This window comes from Taklimakanibacter albus (assembly GCF_016595235.1).
GTDB classification, from domain to species: domain Bacteria; phylum Pseudomonadota; class Alphaproteobacteria; order Rhizobiales; family Aestuariivirgaceae; genus Taklimakanibacter; species Taklimakanibacter albus.
Genome location: NZ_JAENHL010000008.1, coordinates 675249 through 692590 on the forward strand (window position 1 = coordinate 675249; position 17342 = coordinate 692590).

Annotated in this window: 17 protein-coding genes; 6 read left to right on the top strand and 11 right to left on the bottom strand. The window is 63.0% G+C overall.

What is annotated here, in order from left to right; translation table 11 throughout:
* The first annotated feature begins 40 nt into the window (after positions 1–40).
* The 6 genes from JHL16_RS26075 (at position 41) to JHL16_RS26100 (ending at position 5941) form a co-directional block, all read left to right on the top strand.
* Positions 41–1357 carry an ABC transporter substrate-binding protein gene (locus JHL16_RS26075; protein ID WP_200187820.1) on the top strand — a complete coding sequence of 439 codons (1317 nt, stop codon included), beginning with the start codon at positions 41–43 and terminating at the stop codon, positions 1355–1357.
* Between the two features lie 327 nt (positions 1358–1684).
* On the top strand, positions 1685–2548 hold the full coding sequence (locus JHL16_RS26080) for a carbohydrate ABC transporter permease (protein WP_200187821.1): 864 nt from the start codon (positions 1685–1687) through the stop codon (positions 2546–2548).
* Positions 2549–2550: 2 nt separating this feature from the next.
* Complete coding sequence (locus JHL16_RS26085) at positions 2551–3381, top strand: carbohydrate ABC transporter permease (RefSeq protein WP_200187822.1); 831 nt, start codon at positions 2551–2553, stop codon at positions 3379–3381.
* The gene (locus tag JHL16_RS26090; RefSeq protein WP_200187823.1) at positions 3381–4391 is read left to right on the top strand and encodes an ABC transporter ATP-binding protein; all 1011 of its coding nucleotides are present in this window, start codon (positions 3381–3383) and stop codon (positions 4389–4391) included. Before JHL16_RS26085 ends, JHL16_RS26090 begins: the two co-directional genes overlap by 1 nt.
* Entirely contained in the window at positions 4381–5151 is a 771-nt protein-coding gene (locus JHL16_RS26095; protein WP_200187824.1) for an L-iditol 2-dehydrogenase, read from the top strand. Before JHL16_RS26090 ends, JHL16_RS26095 begins: the two co-directional genes overlap by 11 nt.
* Before the next feature lie 13 nt (positions 5152–5164).
* A complete protein-coding gene (locus JHL16_RS26100; RefSeq protein ID WP_200187825.1) occupies positions 5165–5941 on the top strand; it encodes a glucose 1-dehydrogenase in 777 nt (258 codons plus the stop codon).
* Between the two features lie 6 nt (positions 5942–5947).
* On the opposite strand, the gene JHL16_RS26105 is transcribed toward JHL16_RS26100, so the two are convergent.
* The 11 genes from JHL16_RS26105 to JHL16_RS26155 form a co-directional block, all read right to left on the bottom strand.
* Positions 5948–6829: a TonB family protein gene (locus JHL16_RS26105; RefSeq protein ID WP_200187826.1), complete on the bottom strand. Its 882-nt coding sequence runs from the start codon at positions 6827–6829 to the stop codon at positions 5948–5950.
* Positions 6826–7263, bottom strand: a complete 438-nt coding sequence (locus JHL16_RS26110) for an ExbD/TolR family protein (protein ID WP_246771173.1) — start codon at positions 7261–7263, stop codon at positions 6826–6828. Before JHL16_RS26110 ends, JHL16_RS26105 begins: the two co-directional genes overlap by 4 nt.
* Positions 7260–7910, bottom strand: a complete 651-nt coding sequence (locus tag JHL16_RS26115; protein WP_200187827.1) for a MotA/TolQ/ExbB proton channel family protein — start codon at positions 7908–7910, stop codon at positions 7260–7262. The genes JHL16_RS26110 and JHL16_RS26115 overlap by 4 nt, the downstream gene beginning before the upstream one ends.
* A gap of 9 nt (positions 7911–7919) precedes the next feature.
* Positions 7920–8306, bottom strand: a complete 387-nt coding sequence (locus JHL16_RS26120) for a hypothetical protein (protein WP_200187828.1) — start codon at positions 8304–8306, stop codon at positions 7920–7922.
* 174 nt (positions 8307–8480) lie between these two features.
* Positions 8481–9239 carry a precorrin-6A synthase (deacetylating) gene (gene cobF / locus JHL16_RS26125; protein ID WP_200187829.1) on the bottom strand — a complete coding sequence of 253 codons (759 nt, stop codon included), beginning with the start codon at positions 9237–9239 and terminating at the stop codon, positions 8481–8483.
* A gap of 269 nt (positions 9240–9508) precedes the next feature.
* Positions 9509–11779: a polysaccharide biosynthesis tyrosine autokinase gene (locus JHL16_RS26130; RefSeq protein ID WP_200187830.1), complete on the bottom strand. Its 2271-nt coding sequence runs from the start codon at positions 11777–11779 to the stop codon at positions 9509–9511.
* Positions 11780–11788: 9 nt separating this feature from the next.
* The gene (locus JHL16_RS26135) at positions 11789–12880 is read right to left on the bottom strand and encodes an endo-1,4-beta-xylanase (RefSeq protein WP_200187831.1); all 1092 of its coding nucleotides are present in this window, start codon (positions 12878–12880) and stop codon (positions 11789–11791) included.
* Positions 12877–13719: a beta-1,6-N-acetylglucosaminyltransferase gene (locus JHL16_RS26140; protein ID WP_200187832.1), complete on the bottom strand. Its 843-nt coding sequence runs from the start codon at positions 13717–13719 to the stop codon at positions 12877–12879. Before JHL16_RS26140 ends, JHL16_RS26135 begins: the two co-directional genes overlap by 4 nt.
* A 2-nt stretch (positions 13720–13721) precedes the next feature.
* Positions 13722–15191 (bottom strand): oligosaccharide flippase family protein, encoded by a 1470-nt coding sequence (locus JHL16_RS26145; protein ID WP_200187833.1) that lies wholly within the window; start codon positions 15189–15191, stop codon positions 13722–13724.
* Positions 15188–16471, bottom strand: a complete 1284-nt coding sequence (locus JHL16_RS35460) for an O-antigen ligase family protein (RefSeq protein WP_200187834.1) — start codon at positions 16469–16471, stop codon at positions 15188–15190. Before JHL16_RS35460 ends, JHL16_RS26145 begins: the two co-directional genes overlap by 4 nt.
* The gene (locus tag JHL16_RS26155) at positions 16468–17340 is read right to left on the bottom strand and encodes a glycosyltransferase family 2 protein (RefSeq protein ID WP_200187835.1); all 873 of its coding nucleotides are present in this window, start codon (positions 17338–17340) and stop codon (positions 16468–16470) included. Before JHL16_RS26155 ends, JHL16_RS35460 begins: the two co-directional genes overlap by 4 nt.
* Between the last annotated feature and the right edge of the window lie 2 nt (positions 17341–17342).

Sequence of the window (17342 nt, forward strand, 5' to 3'; positions counted from 1 at the left end):
AGAAGCAAATGCTCAGCTCATATCCTTTGGGAGGACATCAATGAAAGCCATCCTGACTGGCGTTCTCGGCACCTTCGCCCTTGCCGCCCTTTCGACCACAGCCCTTGCCGAAACGAAGCTCACCATCGCCACCGTCAATAATGGCGACATGGTCCGCATGCAGACGCTGACCGAGGACTTCACCAAAGCCAATCCGGACATCTCGCTCGAATGGGTCACCCTCGAGGAGAATGTGCTGCGCCAGAAAGTGACAACGGACATCGCCACCAAAGGCGGTCAGTTCGACGTTCTCACCATCGGCACCTATGAAGTGCCGATCTGGGCCAAGAAAGGCTGGCTCGTTGCGCTGGACGGCCTCGGCGCCGACTATGATGTCGATGATCTCCTGCCGGCGATCCGCGGCGGCCTGACGCTCGACGGCAAGCTCTATGCGGCGCCCTTCTACGGCGAAAGCTCCATGGTCATGTATCGCACCGACCTCATGGAGAAGGCCGGGCTCAAGATGCCGGACGCGCCGACCTGGGAATTCGTGGCCGACGCGGCCCGCAAGATGACCGACAAGGCCAACGAAACCTATGGCGTGTGCCTGCGCGGCAAGGCCGGCTGGGGCGAGAACATGGCCTTCCTGACCGCCACGGCGAACTCCTTCGGCGCACGCTGGTTCGATGAGAACTGGAAGCCGCAATTCGACCAGCCGGAGTGGAAGAACGCCCTCACCTTCTATCTCGATCTGATGAAGGATGCCGGCCCTCCGGGCGCTTCCTCCAACGGCTTCAACGAGAATCTGGCGCTGTTCAATTCCGGCAAATGCGGCATGTGGATCGATGCCACCGTCGCGGCGTCGTTCGTGACCAATCCGAAGGACTCGAAAGTCGCCGATAAGGTCGGCTTCGCGCTGGCGCCCGACAACGGCCTCGGCAAGCGCGGCAACTGGCTGTGGGCATGGTCGCTCGCGGTTCCGGCCGGCTCGCAGAAGGCCGAAGCGGCGCAGAAATTCGTCTCCTGGGCCACGAGCAAGCACTATCTCGATCTCGTCGCATCGAAAGAAGGCTGGGCCAATGTGCCCCCCGGCACGCGCACCTCGCTCTACAAGAACCCGGAATATCTGAAAGCCGCGCCCTTCGCGCAGATGACGCTCGACTCGATCAACTCGGCCGATCCGACCAAACCGACAGTGAAGCCGGTGCCTTATGTCGGCGTGCAGTTCGTCGCCATCCCTGAATTCCAGGGCATCGGCACGACGGTGGGGCAGATCTTCTCGGCGGCCCTCGCCGGCGAAAAGAGCGCCGACGACGCGCTCGCCGAAGCGCAGGCCGCGACCACCCGCGAAATGACCAAGGCCGGCTACATCAAATAGAGGGGCGGCTCCTCCCAAGACTCGGCTGCTCGGCACCGACGAGCCGGGCAGCCATTTTTCTCTTTCATTGCAAACATGTCGCTCAGCGCCAAGTCGTCATCCTCTCAGAATTTCCTCCTCTCCCGCCCTGCGGGAGAGGGTGGCCAAAGGCCGGGTGAGGGTGTGGCTCCGAACTTGACGAATGAGCTTGCGAGATAAAGACGAAGGCCCAGAAAACAGTCAGACTGTGGTGCAGCGGCACCAACACCCTCATCCGCCCTTCGGGCACCTTCTCCCGCAAGCGGGAGAAGGGGAGTAGAGGCAGAGAGCAGGACCAGGAGCTAGCTTATGGCGACACAGCAAACCAGACTGCTCGGGAAACTGGCCGTGGCGCCGTCCGTCGTCGTGCTGTTCCTGTGGATGATCGTGCCGCTGGCACTCACCATCTGGTTCTCGCTGCTCCGCTATAATCTGCTCGATCCCGGCAATGAGAGCTTCGTCGGCTTTCTCAATTACGAGTACTTCCTCACCGATCCCGCTTTCTTCGCAGCGCTCGGCAATTCGCTGAAGCTCGTCTTCGCGGTGCTGGCGATCAGCATCATCGGCGGCACGCTGCTCGCCCTCCTCCTCGACCAGGCCATCGTCGGACGCAATATCGTGCGCCTCATGGTGATCGCGCCTTTCTTCGTCATGCCGACGGTGAGCGCGCTCGTCTGGAAGAACATGTTCATGCATCCGGTGTCGGGGCTCTTCGCCTGGCTGATGAAATCGGTCGGGCTCGAGCCGGTCGACTGGTTCGCGCAATATCCGCTCACCGCCGTCATCATCATGGTGGCCTGGCAGTGGCTGCCCTTCGCCACGCTCATCCTGCTCACCGCCATCCAGTCGCTCGACGAAGAGCAGAAGGAGGCGGCCGAAATGGACGGCGCCCCGCCGCTCGCCTATTTCTTCTATATCGTGCTGCCGCATCTGGCGCGGCCGATCACCGTCGTGATCCTGATCGAGACGATCTTCCTGCTCAATGTCTTCGCCGAGATCTATGTCACCGGAACCGGCGGGCCAGCCGGCAACCTGCCCTATCTCGTCTATTTCCAGGGCCTCCTCAATTTCGATGTCGGCGGCGCTTCAGCGGGCGGCATCGTGGCGGTCGTCCTCGCCAATATCGTGGCCTTCTTCCTGATCAGGATGATCGGCCGGAACCTGGAGGGTTAGAGATGGCCCGTGCCGTATCGCTTCGCCGCCGCACCGTCGCCACTATCGCCGCTTGGGCGATCGGTTTCCTCATCTTCTTCCCGATACTGTGGACCATCATCACCAGCTTCAAGACCGAGCTCGAAGCCTTCTCGACGCCGCCCAAATTCCTGTTCTTCGAGTGGACGACGGAGAATTACGGCATCGTGCAGGAGCGCTCCAACTATCTGCGCTTCGTCTCGAACTCGCTGATCCTGTCGATCGGCTCGACCCTGGTGGCACTGCTCTTCGCCATCCCGGCCGCCTGGGCCATGGCCTTCGCGCCGGGCAAGCGCACCAAGGACCTCCTGATGTGGATGCTCTCCACCAAGATGATGCCGCCGGTCGGCGCCCTCATCCCGGTCTATCTGATCTTCCGCGACATGGGCCTGCTCGACTCGCGCGGGGGTCTCATCGCGGTGCTGTTCCTGCTCAACCTGCCGATCATCGTGTGGATGCTCTATACTTACTTCAAGGAGATCCCCGGCGAGATTCTCGAAGCGGCGCGCATGGACGGTGCCTCCTTGTGGAAGGAACTCGTCTATGTCCTGGCCCCCATGGCGGTGCCGGGCATTGCCTCGACGCTCCTCCTCAACATCATCCTGGCCTGGAACGAGGCGTTCTGGACGCTCAATCTCACCACATCGGCGGCCGCCCCGCTCACCGCCTTCATCGCCTCCTATTCGAGCCCCGAGGGCCTGTTCTGGGCCAAGCTCTCAGCCGCCTCGACCATGGCCATCGCCCCTATTCTCGTCCTGGGCTGGTTCGCCCAGAAGCAACTCGTCCGCGGCCTCACCTTCGGAGCTGTCAAATAATGGGCACCATCGTTCTGAAAGACGTGCAAAAGCGCTTCGGCGACGTCGTCATCATCCCCGGCGCCAGTCTCGCCATCGAGAATGGCGAGTTCATCGTCTTTGTCGGCCCGTCCGGCTGCGGCAAGTCGACCTTGCTGCGCCTCATCGCCGGGCTCGAGGATGTGACGGCGGGCGAGATCATCATCGACGGTGCGGACGCCGCGCAGCTGGCGCCGGCCAAACGTGGCCTCTCGATGGTGTTCCAGTCCTATGCCCTCTATCCGCATATGAGTGTGCGCAACAACATCGCCTTCGGCCTCAAAATGGCCGGCATGCCGAAACCCGAGATCGAGGCCAAGGTCACCAAGGCAGCGCAGACCCTCAATCTCACCGACTATCTCGACCGCAAGCCGCGCCAGCTCTCCGGCGGCCAGCGCCAGCGCGTCGCCATCGGCCGTGCCATCGTGCGCCAGCCCAAGGCCTTCCTGTTCGACGAGCCTTTGTCCAATCTCGATGCCGCATTGCGCGTGCAGATGCGCCTCGAGATCATGCAGCTCCACCAGACACTCGGCGCCACCATGATCTATGTCACCCATGACCAGGTCGAGGCCATGACCATGGCGGATCGCATCGTGGTGCTCAACAAGGGCAATGTCGAACAGGTCGGCTCACCTCTCGATCTCTACAACAATCCGGATTCACTGTTCGTAGCCGGGTTCATCGGGTCGCCCAAGATGAACTTCATCTCCGGTGAAGTCGCCGGCCAGTACAAGGCGCAGACGATCGGCGTGCGCCCCGAACATATCGCGCTCTCCAGCCAGTCCGGCGCCTGGGAAGGCACGATCGCGCTCGCCGAGCATCTGGGCGCCGACACGTTTCTTCACATCGACACGAAGGCCGGCGGCCGCCTGACGGTGCGCGCCGCCGGTGAATACGACCAAGGTCCCGGTGCCAAGATCTGGCTCACGCCGGAGAAGAACCGTATCCATCGTTTCGACCAGAACGGGAGAACGATCAAGAATGCGGCTTGAGCATAAAACGGCGATCGTCACCGGCGGGGCGCGCGGCATCGGACGCGCCATCGCCGAGGGTTTCGCCCGTGAAGGCGCCCGTGTCTGTATCGCCGACATCGATGAGGATGTGGCGCGCGCCACGGCCCGCGAAACGGGGGGCGGCGCTTTCGCCGCGCATCTCGATGTCACGCGGATGGACTCGATCAACCGGATGATCGGCGAAGTCGAGACGAAGGCCGGCGGCGTCGATATCCTCGTCAACAATGCCGCGATCTTCGACATGGCGCCGATCGAGGAGATCACCGAGAAGAGCTATGACCGCATCTTCACCGTCAATGTGAAAGGTCTGCTGTTCACCTTGCAGGCGGCGGCGAAATCCATGATCAAGCGCGGCAAGGGCGGCAAGATCATCAATATGGCGTCACAGGCCGGCCGGCGCGGCGAGGCGCTGGTCGCCGTCTATTGCGCCTCGAAGGCGGCCGTCATCAGCCTCACCCAATCGTCGGGGCTCGGCCTCATCAAGCACCGGATCAATGTCAACGGCATCGCCCCCGGCGTGGTCGACACGCCGATGTGGGACGAAGTCGACGCCCTGTTCGCCAAATATGAAGGCCGGCCGCCCGGCGAGAAGAAACGGCTCGTCGGCGAAGGCGTGCCTTTCGGACGCATGGGCAAGCCCGAGGACCATGTCGGCTGCGCCATCTTTCTCGCTTCGGCCGAGAGCGACTATGTCGTGGCGCAGACCTTCAATGTGGATGGCGGTCAATGGATGAGTTGAAAGGATCAGGAACGTGTATCTCGAAAAACTGAAGCTCGACGGGAAAGTGGCGGTGGTGACGGGCGCCGGCCAAGGCATTGGCGCCGCCTGCGCCCGGGCGCTCGGCGAGGCGGGCGCGACCGTGATCGTCGCCGACATGATGGCCGACCGCGTCGAGGCGAGCGTGGCTGAGCTCAAGAAGCTCGGTCTCAAGGTGTTTGGCGCCACGCTCGACGTCACCAAGTCGAAGGATGTCGACCGCGTCGCCGCCGATGTCATCAAGCAGCATGGCCGGGTCGATATTCTCGTCAACAATGCCGGCGTCGCCAAAAGTGACGTCAAGGCCGAGGATACCAGCGACGAGCACTGGCGCTTCCACATGGATGTCAATCTCGACGGCCTGTTCTGGTGCTGCCGCGCCTTCGGCCGGCAGATGCTGAAGCAGAAGTCGGGCGCGATCGTCAATATCGGCTCGATGTCGGGCTTCATCGTCAATAAGCCGCAGCCGCAAGCCTTCTACAATGCGTCGAAAGCGGCGGTGCATCATTTGACCCGCTCGCTCGCCGCCGAATGGGCGAAGGGCGGTGTGCGCGTCAATGCGGTGGCGCCCACCTATATCGAAACACCGCTCACGTCCTTCGGCATCAAAGAGGATCCGGAGATGTACGAAACCTGGCTCGAAATGACGCCGATGGGGCGCGTCGGCCAGCCCGACGAGATCGCCTCCGTCGTGCATTTCCTCGCCTCCGACGCTGCGAGCCTGATGACCGGCTCGATCGTGCTCGCCGATGGCGGCTATTGCTGCTGGTAGCCGCCGCTACTTCACTAGAAACGGAACACCATTGCGATAGGAACCACCCGGCGGCGGCGGGAAAGAGGTGGAAGCGACGATAGAGCGGGCGGCGGAATCAAGGCGCGCATTGCCTGATGAGACCGACACAGACGTCGATACGACGCTGCCGCTCGAGTTGATGGTGAAATTAATGGTGACGCGGCCTCTCGCACTTCCCGCCGCCGACTGAAGAGCCGTACGTCGAGCGGCAAGCCGGGCGTTGACGATTGACCTGTAGGCGGCGCTCGCACGCTTGCCACCTGAGGATTCGGCTTGCGAAGCGCCCGTGCGGCCGACATTCCTGTTCGTCGATGTCGACGCGACCATGGCGCGCTGCTGTTCGGTCTTGACCTTCTTCTGCGCTTGCACCTTCTTCTTTGCCGGCTTCGGCTTGGCGGGAATGACAGGCGCGTCCTGCGTTTCGATGATCGGCTTCTCGACATCGAGGGGTTCGACCGGCTTTGCAAGCGTCGGCTCGTCCACCGGCTCGGCTTCGATGATATCTTCCGCTTCCGGCTCGACCTTAGCTTCTTCGATTTCCTTGGCTTCGGTTGGCTCAACATCGAGTTGCGGAGAGCTGAGGGCCGCCAGAACGCCAACCTCCTTCCCCGTGATGTCCTTGACCTCGCCGGGCTGGGCTTCGGTCGCCTGCTGGGCTTCCATAGATTCCGCCATGACCGCAGGCGACACCTCATCCGCCGCCTCGGCGGTGATTTCGGGCAACAGCTCGAGCTCGACGGCGGCAGGCGGCGCGGGGGGCGGCGCATTGGGAGCCAGCATGAACGCACTCGCCGCGGCGGCATGAACACCGACGGCGAGGATGAGGCACACGATGCGCGAGCTATTGGAGAGGCCGCCGATGTTCATGGCTGTGCGGCCTCCGCCGTGCCCTTATTGGCGATCAGCGAAAGTCTCGTGATGCCGTTGAGCGCCAAATCATCCAGCACGGCGACGATATCGCCATAGGATGCGGTGCGGTCACCCCTCACATGAACGACACGGCTTTCGGCACCCATCATCGCCTTGATGCGCGCGACGAGTTCGGACCGCGGAATCTCGTCGGGTCCGAGCGTCACCTTCTTGTCGGCGCCGATGGTCAGCACGATCGGACTTTGCTGGTCGCTCGGCTGGGCCGATTTGGCCTGCGGCAGCTCCACCTTCATGCCTGAGCTCAACATCGGTGCCGCCACCATGAAGATGATCAACAGCACCAGCATGACGTCGACCATCGGCGTCACATTGATCTCGGCCATCGGGGCCAGATCGTCGCTGTCGTGATCGGCGGAAAGGTTGAAACTCATGCGATCTTCTTTCGCATTGGGGCGACGGCGGTGTTCTCGCGGGCGAGCCTGGTGCCGTAATCCTCGATCAGCCGGTTGAGCGCGCGCCCGGTGATGCCGAAGGCGGCGGCGAGGCGGTTATAGGCGAAAGCGGCCGGAATGGCGGCGGCAAGACCGATGGCGGTCGCCGCCAACGCTTCGGCGATGCCAGGCGCCACGACCGCGAGGCTCGTATCCTTGGCGGCGGCGATGCCGGCGAAGCTCGTCATGATGCCCCAGACCGTGCCGAAGAGACCGACGAACGGCGCCACCGACGCGATGACCGCCAGATTGGGCAGGCCGCGCTGGCTGGACTCGATCAGCTCCTGGGCACGGCGTTTCATCGCCGCGGTGATGGCGGTACGGCGGTCGGATTCGGCGGGCGAGGCTTGCGCCTCAAAGGCCTCCTCACGTCCGGTGGCGAAGATCCGGCCGATCACCTGGCCCATGCGGCCCTTGGCGGCGCCTTCGCTCTTGATGGCGCGGCGCAGCCGCATCAGCGTCCACAACGCCTCGAAGATGATGATCCAGCACCACAGCGACGACAAGACCAGCATGACGATCACCGCTTTGACGACGGGACCCGCCTGCAGAAAGAGTTCGACCGGAGATATTTCTCCACCTTGCATTTCAAGCACTCACTTATAGAAACGGATATCCAGGCGCGACGAGAGGGCGAGCCGATCGAGACAGGCCTCGGGCGTCGCGTCCGGCGCACAGCTCGACACGTCGTTCAGCAGCACGCCGGCAACGTCCGGACAGGCGACGTCGATGGCGAAGATCTTCACGCTGGTCTTGTTGGAACGCACCGGCCCCATCTCGGCGATGAGCCGCTTGGCGATGCCGCCATCCTTGCCGAAAATAATGAGATCGGTTTTCAGCGACTGGAGCGGCTTGCCGGCCTTCTCGGCGATGAGGAAATAGGCCTGGCATTGGGCGCCCGCCGGCTCGAGCTTGTTGAGCTCGAGGCTGAGATCGTCTTTGGCGAAGGCGTGAGTCGGCAGAGCCACCGCGGCAGCGGCCAATACAAGGCTCGAACATAGGGTACGGATGCGCGCTAAATACATGCAGGCCCTTGGGAAAATGGGTTTTTTCGCGCGCTGGGTTTGGGCCTGGCTGAGCCGGATAGTAAATATCCGACCTGTGGAGTCAAGTTTTCTGTCCGTCCTGAATTCTTCTATTTTAGATAGCGGAATTCTCTACTTTTGCGGGAAACGCAGAAGATAGGTATCCATGATCCAGCCATGCCTTTCACGCGCCTCGGCGCGGGTCGCGGTGATCGTCTCGGCCACGTCGGCGACCTTTCCCGAAATCAGGATCTCGTTCGGCGTGCCGATATAGGCGCCCCAATAGATCTCGGCCGCCGGATCGACGCCCCGATAGGCATTCTGGCTGTCGAGCATGACCACCACATTGGCGATACCGGGCGGCAGGCCTTCCGCCAGCTTGCGTCCGGTCGTGACATGGATCGATTCCCCGACACGGTTGATCGGCAAGCGGTGCTTGGCGACGAGCGCCTGGACGCTGCTGATCCCCGGTATGACTTCATAGTCGAAGGCGACCTTTCCCCGCGCCTTGATCCGCTCGACGATGCGGATGGTGCTGTCATAAAGCGTCGGATCGCCCCAGACGAGAAAGCCGCCGCAGCCCTCTTCGCCGAGTTCCTCGGCGATCATGCGCTCGAAGATCAAGGCGCGCTTATCATACCAGTCCTCGACCGCCGACGTATAGGCGGCGGCGGTGCGGTCGCGCTCGGGATCGCGCGCCTCGACGATCCGATAGGTCGGATTCTGGATATGGCGGCGGCATATTTCCTTGCGCAGCGCCACGAGGTCGTCCTTCTCCTCGCCCTTGTCGATGACGAAGAAGACATCGACCGCGTTCAGCGCCTTGACGGCCTGGACGGTGATGTAGTCGGGATCACCGGCGCCGACGCCGATGATGAAGAGCTTGCGCATCTGAAGAGGCCTTCCGCGATCAGAAGGAACCTCTTTGCCGGGTCGTCCCGCCCCTCGTCAACCCGATCACGCCGGCGCGTATGGATGTCCGAACTCGAAGGCCTTCTCCTGTAATTTCCCCTCTCCCGTGCGAAGCATGGGAAAGGGTGGCCGAAGGCCGGGAGAGGGCTCTTTCTTGAAGCCTCTCACTCTTTCAGAAGAGCCCTCATCCGCCCTGTCGGGCACCTTCTCCCATTGCTGCGCAACGGGAGAAGGGAAATTGGAGGTGATCACGCCGGCGCCGGCAGCCTCGCCGCCTTGAGCCCTTCGCCCGGCACCTGGGAAGACGCCGCCTCGCGGAAATAGGCCGAATAACGGGGGTCCCCATAGGTCGCGCCCTCGCTGCCATAGAGCTTCATCTTGTCGAGATCGACCTTGTTCAACATGATGCCGAGACACTTCTTGGCGAGCGGCGGGTCGACCTCGAGCTTCGCCTGCACCACGGCGCGGGGCGTCTTGCCCCACTCGACCACGCAGGCGAAGCCGTCGACATGTGGCGTGATCGCGCGCACATCGACGACCGGGGCGAGCGGCGGCAGATCGAGGATGATGTAATCGAAAGCTCCTCTCGCCTCCTCGAGCAGGCCCTGCATCTCGCGCGAGGCCAAAAGCTCAGAGGTCAGAGGCACGTCGCGCCGCAAGACCGCCGGCAGCATGGCGAGCCGGGTACGCTCCTCGAACAGCAGCAGATCCTGGAGCGGAACCTTGTCGATGACGAATTCGGCGAGGCCGGCCTTGGCGTGGGACGCCACCATACGTGTCAGCGACGGGTTGCGCAGATCGGCGTCGATGAGCAAGGTCCGCGCCTTCTGGCTGGCGAGAAGGCGGGCGAAGTTGATCGCCACCGTCGACTTGCCCTCGCCCGGCAGGACCGAGATGATGCCGATGACTTTCGGTTTCTCGCGCCCGAGCGACAGATCGGCCGAGATCTTGGCGCTGCGCAGGGTCTCGGCGAACAGCGACAAGGGATGATCGACGGCATAGGAGGTCACCGACCTCCCGTCCTCGATCAACGGCACCATGCCCAGGAACGGCAGGTCCGTCTCCTCCGCCACCTGCTCGCCGGTGCGGAAGAAGCGGTCGCGATATTCCTGCAGCGCGCCGAGGCCGGTGCCGAAGGCGAGGCCCAGCATCGTGCACAGAGCGAGCACCAGCGACTTCTTCGGCCCGCTCGTTTCCTGCGGCACCGCCGCTTCGGAAATGATGCGCGCCTCGGTGACCGGGAAGCTCTCCTGCTGCAGCGATTCCTGATAGCGCTGCAGGAACTTCTGATAGAGATCCTTGTAGCTCTCGGACTCGCGCTCGAGCTCGCGCAGCTGGACCAGCGTCTCATTCGCATCGGCGCTGATGCCGGTGGCGTCGGTCACGATGTTGCGCAAGGCGTCCTCGCGCGACTTCGCCACCTGATATTCACTGCTGTAGCTCTTGGCGATGCGGCCAAGCTCGTCGAAGATCAGCTTGCGGTATTCTTCCATCGAATTGCGCAGCCGCTTGACCTGGATATGCTCAGGCCCCGCCTTTTCGGCGATCTCCGAGGCGAGGCGCGAGGCCTCGAGATATTTCGAGCGCAGATCGTTGACGATGGCGCTGTCGAGCGTGCCGGCAACGATGGCGTCCGGCTGGCCGCTGTCGATGACCGACTGCAGCCGCTGATATTTGGCTTGCGCCGCCGCCGTCTCGGTGCGCGCGACGATGAGCTGGCTGTTGAGCTCCGACAATTGCTGCTCGCTGACGAGTTTGCCGCTCGCCGCGATCAGGCCGTTCTCGGTGCGGAATTTCTGCACCGCGAGATCGGATTTGAGCGCCTCCTGCTGCAAGTCCTTCATGCGCTGCTGGGCCCAGCCGCCGGCGAGCCGGGTCGCTTCGTATTTGGCGTTCAGCTGATCGGCCAGATAGGCCTCGGCGACGCCCTTGGCGACCCGCGCCGCCAATACCGGGTCCGACCAGGTGAAGCGGATATTCAGCACATAGCTGCGATTGAGCCGCTCGACGATCAGGTTGCGCTGGATATTCTGCAAAGCGGCGCGGCGGCGCAATTCGTCTTCCGACGCGGTGTCGGACGGCGAAGAAGAAAAAATCGACGTCACGGCGCGGATGGTGGAGCGCACCATCTGCAGCGGTCCCGCCGGCGCGCTCATGAAATTCGGGTCCTGGTCGAGCTTGAGCTTGTCGACGACGGCCAGGCCCACCTTGTCGGATGTCAGAACCTCGACCTGGCTCAATATACGCGCCTCGTCCTCGACGGTGCGCTCGAGCGCCGAGCCCTGATAAAGGATACGGCTGTTGTCCTGATCGATCAGGATGTCGGTGGAAGCCGAATATTTCGGTGCGGCGAGGAGAAGATAGACGATGCCGAGCAGCAGGAAGACCGCGACGCTCAGCGCCGCGATACGCCATTGCCGGCGCACGATGGCGACGAGCTTGTAAAGATCGATCGGCGGCGCCGGCGACGCCCCACGATGCGGCAAGGGAGCCGGGGTGGGGAAGGTTTCGCGCATCATGACTTCCTCCTATCGCCTCGGTGCCCGGGCGAACGCGTCGGCCAAGGCGAACCAGAAAGGCTTGCGTTCGAATTTGTCGTCATAGGGCAGGCAGCGGTTCATCGTGCCGTCGGTGCGGCTCTGAAATGTGCTCGAATTGAGCCAGGAATAGCGATCCGACAGGCCCCAGGTGAGCACACCCTCGACGGCACGCTCACTGAGCGCGATGGTCAGAAACTGCGTTGCCATCTCGGCCACGAGCCGGTCGCGCTCGCTGACCGTCTGGGTGAGCCGGCGGTCGTCGATATCGAGCTCGGTGATCAGGATCTTGTAGCCGAGCCCTGCGACCTGGCGCAGGAAGGTGGCGAAAGTCCCCGGATCGAACGGCCGGCCGACCGTCAGATGGCCCTGAATGCCGAGGCCATGCACCGGCGCGCCCTGGCGTTTGAGATTCTCCAGCAAAGTGAGCACGGCCGAGCGCCGCGCCACATCAGGCGCATCATTATGATAGAGCCCATATTCATTGTAATAGGCCTGAATGCCGGGATCGGCTTCGGCAGCGATGGTGAAGGCGCGCGCGATATAATCGGGGCCCAGATATTTCAGAAATACCGAGTTGCGTAAGGAGTCCGGCTGTCCGTCCTTCGGCTCGATCGCCTCGTTGACGATATCCCAGCTGACGATCTTGCCTTTGTAATGGGCCATCAGATCGCGGATATGATCGATGATGATCTTCTCGCCTTCCGCTTTGAGCGCCGCCTCGACCCAGCGCGGCAGATTGCGGTGCCAGATGGCGGCATGGCCCCGGGTCTGGAGGCTGAAGGACGAGGCGAAGGAAACCACGCGATCGGCGCCGGTGTAGGTGCGCTGGCCGCGCGTGCCTTCGATGGCGCCCCATTTCATCTCCCATTCCGGTACGACGGCGGCGCATTGACGCGAAAAGGTCCGGCGCAGCGTCGCGTCCCGGTCGGTCTGCCAGGTCGCGACGGCGGCGCCATAGACAAGGCCTTTGGCGGAAGCGAGGCCCTTCAAGCTGCGCTCGACCGTCTGGGCCTCGGCGTGCAAGGGCGAGGCGGTCACGGCGGCGCCCGACAGGGCGGCGAGGAGGTGGCGACGATTCATCGGCTTGCATCCAAGAGCGAGAGAACCAGATCGCGGTCATGGTCCCAGTCGAATTTGCGGGCGAAATACTGTCCCGAAGCGGCGATGCGCGGCAGGTCCTCGCGCGACAGGATCTTGGGGTGGCTGCCACCCCTCTCCCAATCGACATAAGTGAGAGAGTCTCTCACCCGGCCGGCAAAGGGCGAAAGCGCCACGAGGGTCTGGAAATAGGATTCATCCGGCGTCTCGCTGAAGCGGAAGCGGCGGTCAAAACGCGGATTCATCCGGCGGAAGCGCATGGCCCAGTCGAGGCACGGTCGCGACAGGCACCACCACATCGAGCCGAAATGCGGGGTTCCGAACTCCGCCGCGAAATCCGGCCGCGTCCACAAGTGCCGCGACAGGCGGTTGACGGCGCCGAGACAGGCGCGCGGCAAGGTCTTGCTGTAGAAGCGGTAATGCGCCAGCCGCGCCTCACGTCTATGGGCGAAGGCCTCTTCTTCCGGCATCATGTCGACATATTCGCAACCCTCCTGTGCCAACCTCTCGGCAAGCTCGGCGAGATCACCGACAGGCAAACAGGCGCCGCTCACCAGCATCAGATAGTCGGCATTGCCCTTGGCCAGCGCCGTCTCGATCAGCTCGAGGGTCGCCTCGACAACTGAAAATCCACCCCAGCTCACCGAATGGCGCCGCGCCGGGAGGGTCGCATACCGCGCGAGCTGGTCCCAGTGACCCTCGAAGCCTTTCGCGTCACGGTCGACATGGAGATAGGTCTCGCCATAAGATTTGAGCTTGGCGAGAAGTGCCAGCAGATCGTCAGGTGCGCGATGAGCGAGGACGAGATAAGCGACACGCATGATCAGGACTCCTCGTTCACGGTGACGGGACGGCGGTTCATGATGTCGGCTAGAGCCTGACGCAGAAGCGCCGACTTCAGCGGCATGACGAAGAGATGCGCCATCACGGCATAGAAGATGAGACCGCCCAGCGTGAGGATCGCCCCCAGGACCAGCCAATCAATGAGCGGAATGGCGGGAAAGGCCAGGCTGATCGCCAGAGCGATACCGATCGCCGCCATGGGGCCTAAGAGCGCCATGGTCACCTGCCCTGCCGAAAAGCTGAGCGTCCTGACCGAGATCATGCCGATGCGCAGCACTGCCAGCACCTCGGCAAGGGTGAGCGCCAGGACGAAGACCTCGATCGACGGCCTGAACAGCGTCGCCGCGGCGCCGACGCCCAGCGCCAGGATCGAGAAGACGGTGCATATGAGCATCAGCTTGCTGCGGCCTTGGGCCAGGGCCACCGGGCTCGGCAGCTGGTAGAGGAATTTGACAAAGAGATTGAGCCCGATCAGCGACATCAGATAAGGCGAAGCGGCATAGGCCTTGCCGAACAGCAAAGGCAGCAAGGGTGTGCCTGCGAAAATGAATCCCATGGCATAGAAGAAGGCGACGGCCGACAGAACCAGAGTCCAGCGGGCGCAGTTCTTCTTCACCGAGGGATGATCTTCCGGCCGGTTGACGAAAGCCGGCACGAAGAGATTGGTGAGGAAGCGCAGGATGGCGCCGCGCGGCAAGGTGGCGGTGCCGAAGATCACGCTGTAGAAGGCGAGCGCCTGGGTGCCGAGCGCCCAGCCGATGAACACCCGGTCGCCGAGCGTCATGCCGGCAGTGACGATACCGGTCGGCACCAGCGGCTTGCCGAAGGTCGTCGCTTCATCGGCGATCGCCTTGTCCCAGCCGAGCCGCCAGGGAAAACGCGACAGAAGATGCGAGGTGATGCCTGAGGCGATGACGCTCGCGGCAAGGCCCCAGGCCATCACGGTGTAATCGGGTGAGATCAGTGCCGCGATGATGACGGCCACCGTCCAGGCGAGCTGCGTCATGATGATGGTGACGGCGTTGCGCCAATATTGATAGTCGCGCATCGCCTGCTTGACGCCGAGATTGCCGAAACCGCGGATGATGGCGCAGGCGCCGACCGCGACATAGGCATAGGTCGCCTCGGGCGACGAGAAGATAATGGCGAGAAGCGGCGCCATGGCCATGATCAGCGTGCCGACCAGAGCGGCGCGCGACAGCTGCAGGGCGTGGAGCGTCGCCAGAGCGCGCTTGGGGTCGTCGGTCTTGGTGTAGCGCACCGCCGACACCGGCACGCCGAAATCGAAGCCGATCTCGACCAGCGCGCTGATCATGGCGAGCGAGATCGCCACGCCGAATTCATGCGGTGCCAGCAGCCGGGCCAGCACGATATTGCGGATGAACGGAAACGTCATTTCGGCAAGATTGGCGATCGCCAGGATCGAGCCGGATTTGAGCGAAAGCCTCATGGCAAGGCCTCCACCGGATGGGTGAAGCGGGCGGACTGCCGATAGTAGGTGGGCGCGAATTGGGCAGCCACGACCGCCAGCGCCAATATCGCGATCATATTATCGGCGTATTGAAAGAAGCCAGCGGATTCAGTCATCGAGAAGGACAGATAACAGGCGAGCAAGGCGGCGATACGCGGGTCACGCGCGGCAAGCGCACAGCGCCCGATCGAGGCGATCAGCAGAATGAAGAGCACCAGCGCGATCACCCCGCCATAAAGCAGAAGCTGCAGCACCAGATTATGCGAATGCGGGAAGATGTAGATGCCGACATCGCCCGCCAGCAGATAGGCTTCCGCCATGAAGATGCTGTAGGTCGAATTGAAGCCATAGCCGAAGATCGGCTGGCGCTGGATGAGGCCCCAGGACAATTCCCAGATGAAGCTGCGGCCCGTTCCGGTGAGCAGCTCATCGGCATCGCCGGAGCGGGCGAACATCGCGAGGATCTGGCTGTCGAGGCTGATGACGATGGCCGCGGCGGCGCCCAGGCACAGAAGAATGGGGATGAGCACCGCATTCCAGCGATTCCTGAGCAGGAAGAACGTGGCGCAGCCGAAGGCGGCGGCGATCAAGGAAGTGCGGCTCTGGGTCAGGACCAGGGCAACGAGCGCCACCCCGATGGCGAGGGCCTTGAACAGGCGCGAGAGACTGCCGCTGTCGCAGCGGGCATAGATCGCGACGAGAATGAAGCTCGCCAGCACGCCGGTCTGATTGGGATGGCCGCCGAGGCCGGTCATGCGGCTGCCGACCGAGCCGTCCCAGGCCAGCATGCGCGATACCGAGGGAACCGCGAAGAAGAGCAGGATCGACAGTGCCAGAAACACCGTCTGAATCTGGATCAGCCGGTCGAACAGGACCGGCAGCCCACGCGCTTCGGCAAAAGCAAGGAAGACGAAGAAGACCGATAGCAGGCTCGCGGCCATCACCAGAGACTTGAAGGGCTCCGGCGAATAAAGCGCGGTGACGAACATCCAGGCGAAGAAGATCAGCACGTAGCGCATGGGCGCCTGCAGCAGCCAGCCGGAATGCCGGCGCAGCAGCCAGGCGGCGAACAGCAGGCCGAAGACCCACAAAGCGATCTTGGTGATGTTCGACAGATCGAGCTTGGCCGGATCGGTGGCGAGCTTCTCGCTGCCGGTCAGGCGGCGGATACTGAGCTGGGTCAGGAAGACATAGGCGATCAGCAGCAGGTCAAGCATGCCGAAATTGGACCACCATGTCTGGGCGACCGGTCTCCTCACAAGCGCGCCCCATGAACGGTCATCAGGCCCATGAGATGAACGGAGCGCCGCAGCACCTCGCCCGAGGGCGACTGACGTACCGCCGATTTGATGAAGCGCAGCGCCTTCATCACCTCGCCGGTCACTCTTATATGGAGCTCGGCGCGCTTGAGGTCGTGCAGAGCTGACAGGCGGCCCGAACCGCATTCGGCCGCGATGCGGGCGAAGACCAGCTCATGCCCGCGCAGCAGTTTGGTCACGTCGCGCGACAATTTGTTGGTCGCCTCGAAGGAATATTCGACGAGCGGCGCCTGGACGACGGGCAAGGGCCCGAGCTTGGCGAGCTTCAGCCACAGATCCCAGTCCTCGCAATTGGGCAGTGCCGCATCGAAGCCCAGGACCTCTTCGAACCTATCCTTGCGCACGAAGGCCGCCGAGGTCGAGGCCAGCACATTGGAGACCGTGAGATCGGCATGGGAGACGACGGACTTCGGAATGCCGATGCGCGCCTTGCGGGTCGCATAGTCATAACGGATGCCGCAGAAGATCGCCGGCGCATCCGGGAACTGGCGCGCCAGAGCGAGCTGGCTTTCGAGCTTGTCGGAATGCCAGCGGTCATCGGAATCGAGAAAAGCGAGCCACCTGCCCTCAGCCTGCGCGGCGCCGAGATTGCGGGCCAAGGCGGCGCCACCGCTGTTCTCGCGACGGATGAGCTTGATACGGCTCTCCTTCGCCGCGAGATCCTTCACGATATCGGGCGTCGCATCATCCGACCCGTCATCGACGACGATGATCTCGTCCGGCGCCCGGCTCTGGGCAAGGCAGCTGCCGATCGCCTGGACGATCAGGGAAGGACGATTCTTCACGGGAATGACGGCCGAGATGCTCATCA

Bases quoted from the DNA above. Each gene is read 5' to 3' on its own strand.
- JHL16_RS26130 (WP_200187830.1), bottom strand. From the start codon at position 11,779: ATGATGCGCGAAACCTTCCCCACCCCGGCTCCCTTGCCGCATCGTGGG.
- JHL16_RS26135 (WP_200187831.1), bottom strand. From the start codon at position 12,880: ATGAATCGTCGCCACCTCCTCGCCGCCCTGTCGGGCGCCGCCGTGACC.
- JHL16_RS26115 (WP_200187827.1), bottom strand. From the start codon at position 7,910: ATGCAAGGTGGAGAAATATCTCCGGTCGAACTCTTTCTGCAGGCGGGT.
- JHL16_RS26080 (WP_200187821.1), top strand. From the start codon at position 1,685: ATGGCGACACAGCAAACCAGACTGCTCGGGAAACTGGCCGTGGCGCCG.
- JHL16_RS26105 (WP_200187826.1), bottom strand. From the start codon at position 6,829: ATGAACATCGGCGGCCTCTCCAATAGCTCGCGCATCGTGTGCCTCATC.
- JHL16_RS26155 (WP_200187835.1), bottom strand. From the start codon at position 17,340: ATGAGCATCTCGGCCGTCATTCCCGTGAAGAATCGTCCTTCCCTGATC.
- JHL16_RS26090 (WP_200187823.1), top strand. From the start codon at position 3,381: ATGGGCACCATCGTTCTGAAAGACGTGCAAAAGCGCTTCGGCGACGTC.
- JHL16_RS26145 (WP_200187833.1), bottom strand. From the start codon at position 15,191: ATGAGGCTTTCGCTCAAATCCGGCTCGATCCTGGCGATCGCCAATCTT.
- JHL16_RS26140 (WP_200187832.1), bottom strand. From the start codon at position 13,719: ATGCGTGTCGCTTATCTCGTCCTCGCTCATCGCGCACCTGACGATCTG.
- JHL16_RS26095 (WP_200187824.1), top strand. From the start codon at position 4,381: ATGCGGCTTGAGCATAAAACGGCGATCGTCACCGGCGGGGCGCGCGGC.
- cobF (WP_200187829.1), bottom strand. From the start codon at position 9,239: ATGCGCAAGCTCTTCATCATCGGCGTCGGCGCCGGTGATCCCGACTAC.
- JHL16_RS26110 (WP_246771173.1), bottom strand. From the start codon at position 7,263: ATGAGTTTCAACCTTTCCGCCGATCACGACAGCGACGATCTGGCCCCG.
- JHL16_RS26075 (WP_200187820.1), top strand. From the start codon at position 41: ATGAAAGCCATCCTGACTGGCGTTCTCGGCACCTTCGCCCTTGCCGCC.
- JHL16_RS26085 (WP_200187822.1), top strand. From the start codon at position 2,551: ATGGCCCGTGCCGTATCGCTTCGCCGCCGCACCGTCGCCACTATCGCC.